Source organism: Streptomyces mexicanus, from assembly GCF_902506575.1.
In the GTDB taxonomy this organism is placed as follows: Bacteria; Actinomycetota; Actinomycetes; order Streptomycetales; family Streptomycetaceae; genus Streptomyces; species Streptomyces mexicanus.
Map to the genome: position 1 here is coordinate 1 of NZ_LR732669.1, position 5,445 is coordinate 5,445.

General features: G+C 74.4%; 6 protein-coding genes. 3 read left to right on the forward strand and 3 right to left on the reverse strand.

Annotated elements, in window-relative coordinates:
- Window positions 1-184 precede the first annotated feature (184 nt).
- Window positions 185-952, reverse strand: coding sequence for a creatininase family protein (locus GV126_RS34610; RefSeq protein ID WP_159675268.1), 768 nt, complete (start codon window positions 950-952; stop codon window positions 185-187).
- Between the two features lie 39 nt (window positions 953-991).
- Between GV126_RS34610 and ribA the strand changes: the two genes are divergently transcribed.
- Together ribA and GV126_RS34620 are read left to right on the forward strand one after the other, a co-directional pair.
- Window positions 992-1,663 (forward strand): GTP cyclohydrolase II, encoded by a 672-nt coding sequence (gene ribA / locus GV126_RS34615; RefSeq protein WP_159675270.1) that lies wholly within the window; start codon window positions 992-994, stop codon window positions 1,661-1,663.
- 133 nt (window positions 1,664-1,796) lie between these two features.
- Window positions 1,797-2,264 carry a PPOX class F420-dependent oxidoreductase gene (locus GV126_RS34620; RefSeq protein WP_159675272.1) on the forward strand — a complete coding sequence of 156 codons (468 nt, stop codon included), beginning with the start codon at window positions 1,797-1,799 and terminating at the stop codon, window positions 2,262-2,264.
- Between the two features lie 150 nt (window positions 2,265-2,414).
- Here GV126_RS34620 and GV126_RS34625 read toward each other — a convergent pair whose 3' ends face one another.
- Window positions 2,415-3,290, reverse strand: a complete 876-nt coding sequence (locus tag GV126_RS34625; protein WP_159675275.1) for an NAD(P)-dependent oxidoreductase — start codon at window positions 3,288-3,290, stop codon at window positions 2,415-2,417.
- Between the two features lie 171 nt (window positions 3,291-3,461).
- Between GV126_RS34625 and GV126_RS34630 the strand changes: the two genes are divergently transcribed.
- Window positions 3,462-4,100 (forward strand): TetR/AcrR family transcriptional regulator, encoded by a 639-nt coding sequence (locus GV126_RS34630; protein WP_159675277.1) that lies wholly within the window; start codon window positions 3,462-3,464, stop codon window positions 4,098-4,100.
- A gap of 28 nt (window positions 4,101-4,128) precedes the next feature.
- On the opposite strand, the gene GV126_RS34635 is transcribed toward GV126_RS34630, so the two are convergent.
- Window positions 4,129-5,445: MFS transporter (locus GV126_RS34635; protein WP_159675279.1), on the reverse strand; the 1,317-nt coding region annotated here is incomplete at its 5' end.

The following is a 5,445-nucleotide window of genomic DNA, read 5'->3' on the forward strand; positions in this document are numbered from 1 at the left end:
GGGCGAGTCCGGCGCTCGGGTGTACGGGGTCGGGCGGGGCGAGTCCCGCGCCCGGCTGCACGCGGTCCGGCGAGGCGCGCCCGACGCCCGGCCCTGCACCGCCCGACGGCTGTCCGCCCGATCGCTACGGGCCCGACGGCCACCCACCCGACGGCTGCCCGTCCGACGGTCACCGGCCCCGCGGCTACCCGTCCGACGTGAGCAGCGAGAAGTACGGGGCGAAACAGGCGGTGAGGCTCGCGAGCAGTTCCCTGCCCTTGGCCGCGCTGCCCAGGGAGGGGCGGCCGATGACCCCCGAATCGGTGTAGGCGGACATGCCGGTGGTGAGCAGATGACGCCGGTCGTCGGCGACGTGGTCGGCCTTCTCGTGGCCCGCCCGGACCAGTTCGGGGTGGGCGTGCAGCAGGACGGAGGTCTCGATCTCCCCCGCGTGCATGTCGGTGAGCAGCGAGGTGCGCACCCCGGACCGTTCCCGGGCCGTCTCCCAGTCCTCCACGGCGGGGAAGAGCGCGAGGCGTTCACCGCGCGCGGAGGCTTCCTGCACGACGTTGCCCAGCACGTAGTTCCCGCCGTGGCCGTTGACGACCGCCAGCGCCTCGACGCCGGAGCGGCGCAGCGAGTCCGCGATGTCCCGGACCACCGCGTGCAGGGTCACCGCGGAGATGCTGACGGTGCCCGGCCAGGCGGCGTGCTCGTGCGAGCAGGAGATCGTCACCGGCGGCAGCAGGTGCACCGGGTAGGCCGCGGCGATCTCCCGGGCGATGGCGCAGGCCACCAATGTGTCGGTGGCCAACGGCAGGAAGGGGCCGTGCTGTTCGTAACTGCCCACCGGCAGGACGGCGACCTGCCGTGAACGCCCGGCCGCCCGGTGGCGTACGTCCTGCGTGGTGTCCGCCGGCACCAAACCCGGTGCGGTCGGCGGCCGGTGTGCGCCACTGGCACCACTCGTCATGTTGTCCCGGCCCTTCGTGTTGAGCAGAGGATGCAGATGATGACAGAAAACCCCGGCGCGTTCGGTGAGGTGTTCGGTGAGAAGTCCGCACGGCGCACGGGCGTGGAACGCGTCGTGCGCGCCCCGCTGCCCACGGTGTACGGGCACTTCGAGGCGATCGGCTACCTGGACCACGACCGCGGCGAGGAGCAGGTGGCCCTCGTGCACGGCGACCTCGGCACCGAGCGGGTCCTGGTCCGGCTGCACTCCGAATGCCTGACCGGGGACGCCTTCGGCTCGCGGCACTGCGAGTGCGGGGACCAGCTCGCCGCCGCGCTGCGGGCCGTGGTCGCCGAGGGCGGCGGCGTGGTCGTCTACCTCAAGGGCCACGAGGGCCGGGGCATCGGACTGCTCGCCAAGCTGCGGGCGATGGCCCTGCAGGCGGAGGGCCTGGACACGGTCGAGGCGACCCTCGCCCTCGGCCTGCCCGTGGACGCCCGTGACTACGGGGCGGCCGCCGCGATCCTGCACGACCTCGACGTACGCTCGGTGCGACTGCTGTCCAACAACCCGCGCAAAGGTGAGGCGTTGGTACGGCACGGCATCCAGGTCGCCGAGCAGGTGCCGCTGCTGATCCCGCCGTGCGAGAGCAACCTCACCTACCTGCGCACCAAGCGGGAGCGGCTGGACCACCACCTGCCGCACCTGGACGCGGTGGCCCGGCTGTCCTGACGCGGCGGCCCGGCCGTCCGGGCTGTCCCCGCTCTCCTCACGCCAGGCGCGTACCCGGGCCCGCGGCGGCAGCCCGGGCGGCCGGCGGCCCGTCGGCGGGAATGCGCGGCGGACGCAGGCCGGTTGAGAGGGTATGACTCAGGACACACCTGCGGCTCCCGCCGCCGACGACGCGCTCCTCGCCCTCCTTGCCGAGGGGCACGGCGGCGTGCTGGTCACCCTCAAACGGGACGGCCGGCCCCAGCTGTCGAACGTCAGCCACGCCTACGACCCGGACGAGCGCGTCATCCGCGTCTCGATCACCGACGACCGCGCCAAGACCCGCAATCTGCGCCGGGACCCGCGCGCCTCCTACCACGTCACCAGCCCGGACCGGCGCGCCTACGCGGTCGCCGAGGGCACCGCCGAGCTGACCCCGGTCGCCGCCGCCCCGCACGACGCGCCCGTGGAGGAGCTGATCCGCCTCTACCGCGACGTGCTCGGTGAGCACCCGGACTGGGACGACTACCGCGCCGCCATGGTCCGCGACCGCCGCCTCGTGCTGCGCCTGAAGGTGGACCGGGTCTACGGCATCCCGAAGGCACCCGCCGACCAGGACTGACCCGGCCCGCCCGCAGCCCGCAGCCCGCTGCACGCGCCCGCAGCCCGCCGCACGCGGCTGCGGGCCATTCCCCCCCGGCCCCGGACCATGTCACCCGGCGGCGGACCCGCTTCACCGCCCGCGGTCCGCTTCCCCCGACCACAGCCCGCCTCACCCGGCCGCGGTCCGCGCCTCCAGCGCCCGCAGCACCGCCACCATGTCCTCGCCGCCGTGCCCGAGCGACACCGTCTCCTCGAACAGGGCGTGGCACGCGTCGAGCAGCGGCGAGGCGGTGCCGGAGCCGCGGGCCGCCTCGGCGATCAGCCGGTTGTTCTTCAGCACGTCGCGCGCCGCCGCCTGCACCGAGAAGTCTCCGGCCAGCAGCTTGGGCGCCTTCATCCGGGACACCGCGCTGGCCATGGGGCCGGCGCCCAGGACCTCCAGGAACAGCCGCCGGTCCAGTCCCTGCCGCTCGGCGAAGTGGTACGCCTCCGTCAGGCCGGTGACCAGCGTGATCAGGAACAGGTTCACCGACAGCTTCATCAGCAGCGCGCTGGGTGCCGGACCGCACACGAACGTCTGGCGGCACAGGGGGGCGAGCAGCGGCCGTACCGTCTCCACGGCGTCGTCCTGCCCGGCGAGCATCGCCACCAGCTCGCCGTTCTCCGCCGGGACGCGGGAGCCGGAGACCGGGGCCTCGACATAGCGTCCGCCCGCCGCGCGGATCTCCTGCTCCAGCGCGCGCGAGTACGCCGGTGAGGTCGTCCCCATGTGCACGACCGTCCGGCCGGCGACGCGCGGGGCGAAGGCCGCACTGCGGCGGCCGAGGACCGCGTCCACGGCCGACTCGTCGGCCAGCATGAGGAACACCACGTCGGCGCGGGCGAACACCTCGCCGGGGTCCGCGGCCACCTCGGCACCGGCCGCGCGCAGGGGGCCGCTGCGGGCGGCGGTGCGGTTCCACACGACCAGGGGAGTGCCGGAGCGGGCCAGCCGGAGTGCCATGGGCCGGCCCATGACTCCGAGACCGAGGAAGCCGACGTTCACGCGAGACCGCCCAGAGGGAGAGAGCCGGTTATGACAGCCGTCATGGTAGCCCCGTTCATGACGCCCGTCATAGAGTCGGTGGGGCCCGAAGCGACTCGGGGTCGCCGCAAGGGCGGCGTCATCAGGTGAAAGGCCGCCGGAACGATCTCGGACGGCGGCGGGAGGCAGGCCATGGCAGGGACTCGGAGGGGGCCGCGCGAGCGGATGGTCTTCAGCGCGGCCCAGCTCATCCGGCGCGACGGGGTGGGCGCGACCGGCATGCGGGACGTGGCCGCACACGCCGAGGCGCCGCGCGGATCGCTCCAGCACTACTTCCCCGGCGGCAAGGAACAGCTGGTCAACGAGGCGGTGGCCTGGGCCGGCCGCTACGCCGCCGGGCGCGTCGCCCGCTTCCTGGCGGAACTGGCGGAGCCGGCGGAGAGGAAGCCGAGCGGCCTGTTCGCCGCGATGGTGCGGCAGTGGACCGACGAGTACGCGGCGACCGGCACGGTGGGCGGCTGCCCGGTCGCCGCCGCGACGGTCGACTGCGCCTCGGCCGGCCCCTCCACCCGCGGGGCGGCGGCCGCCGCGTTCACGGCCTGGCGGGAACCGGTGGCCGGGGCGCTGGTCGAGCTGGGGGTGCCCGCCGAGCGGGCCGAACCGCTCGCCACGCTGATGATCAGCTCCCTGGAGGGCGCGATCATCATGGCCCGCGCCGAGGGCGGCGCGGGCCCCCTGACGACGGTGGCCCGGGAACTGGGCCCGCTGCTGGACGCGGCCGTGTCACCGGACGGCGGGCCGGCGGCCGTGTCACCGGACGGCGGGCTGTGAGGGCCGTGCGAGGCCGGACCGCCGGCGGTCAGGCGGAGACCGCCTCCCGCCGGGCCGAGCGCTGTCCCTCGCGCTCGCCCAGCCGCTCCGTGGGCACCCGGTGGGTCTCGCGGGCCGAGAGCGCGGCGATCACCGGCGGGACGCACAGGGCCGCCGTGAACAGGCCCACCGCCGACCAGTCGGTGCCGTCGGGGCCCGCGATCGAGGCGGCGAAGGTGACCGCGAACCCGGCCACCGCGAAGCCGATCTGCGTGCCGACCGCCATGCCCGACATCCGCACCCGGGTGGAGAACATCTCACCGTAGAAGGCGGGCCACACGCCGTTCGCGGCGCTGTAGACGACACCGAAGGCCACGATGCCGGCCACCAGCGTCAGCGGGTAGGAGCGGGCGGAGATCGCCCACAGGTACAGGAACATCGTCACCGCGCTGCCCACCGCGCCGATCAGGTAGACCGGGCGGCGGCCGATGCGGTCCGACAGCATGGCCCACAGCGGGATCGCGCCGAGCGCGGCCACGTTGGCGAGCGCGCCCACCCACAGCATCGACGAACGGGACATGCCCACCGCGTCGCTGGTGGCGTACGCCAGCGCCCACACCGTGAAGATCGTGCTCACCGAGGCGATCAGCGCGCCGGCGACCACGCGCAGCACATCGGCCCAGTGCTCCCGCAGGAGCACCGCCAGCGGCAGCTTCGCCACGCCCTCGGACGCCGCCTGCCGGGCGAAGGCCGGGGTCTCGGCGAGCCTGCGCCGGATCAGGTAGCCGACGACGGCGACCGCGGCGCTCGCCCAGAACGGCACGCGCCAGCCCCACGACAGCAACTGCGGCTCGGGCAGCGCGGCCACCGGGAGGAACACCAGGGTGGCGATGAGCTGGCCGCCCTGGGTGCCGCTGAGCGTGAAGCTGGTGAAGAAGCCCCGCCGGTGCGCCGGGGCGTGTTCCAGGCTCATGGAGCTGGCGCTGGCCTGTTCACCGGCCGCGGAGACGCCCTGCAGCACCCGGCACAGCACCAGCAGCACCGGGGCGAGGCCGCCGGCCTGGGCGCGGGTGGGCAGGCAGCCGATGAGGAACGTCGACACGCCCATCAGGAAGAGCGTGAAGAGCATGATCTTCTTGCGGCCCAGCCGGTCGCCGACGTGGCCGAGGAACAGCGCGCCGACGGGGCGGGCGGCGTAGGCTACGCCGAAGCTGGCCAGGGACAGCAGGGTCGCGGTGGCCGGGTCGGAGTCGTCGAAGAAGATCTTCGGGAAGATCAGGGCGGCGGCGCTGCCGTAGATGAAGAAGTCGTAGTACTCCAGGGCGCTGCCGATCCACGCGGCCGCCGCCGCTTTCTTGGGCTGACC

Excerpts from the sequence above, each read along its gene's own strand:
- ribA (WP_159675270.1), top strand. The coding sequence starts at position 992 with ATGACAGAAAACCCCGGCGCGTTCGGTGAGGTGTTCGGTGAGAAGTCC.
- GV126_RS34630 (WP_159675277.1), top strand. The coding sequence starts at position 3,462 with ATGGCAGGGACTCGGAGGGGGCCGCGCGAGCGGATGGTCTTCAGCGCG.
- GV126_RS34620 (WP_159675272.1), top strand. The coding sequence starts at position 1,797 with ATGACTCAGGACACACCTGCGGCTCCCGCCGCCGACGACGCGCTCCTC.
- GV126_RS34610 (WP_159675268.1), bottom strand. The coding sequence starts at position 952 with ATGACGAGTGGTGCCAGTGGCGCACACCGGCCGCCGACCGCACCGGGT.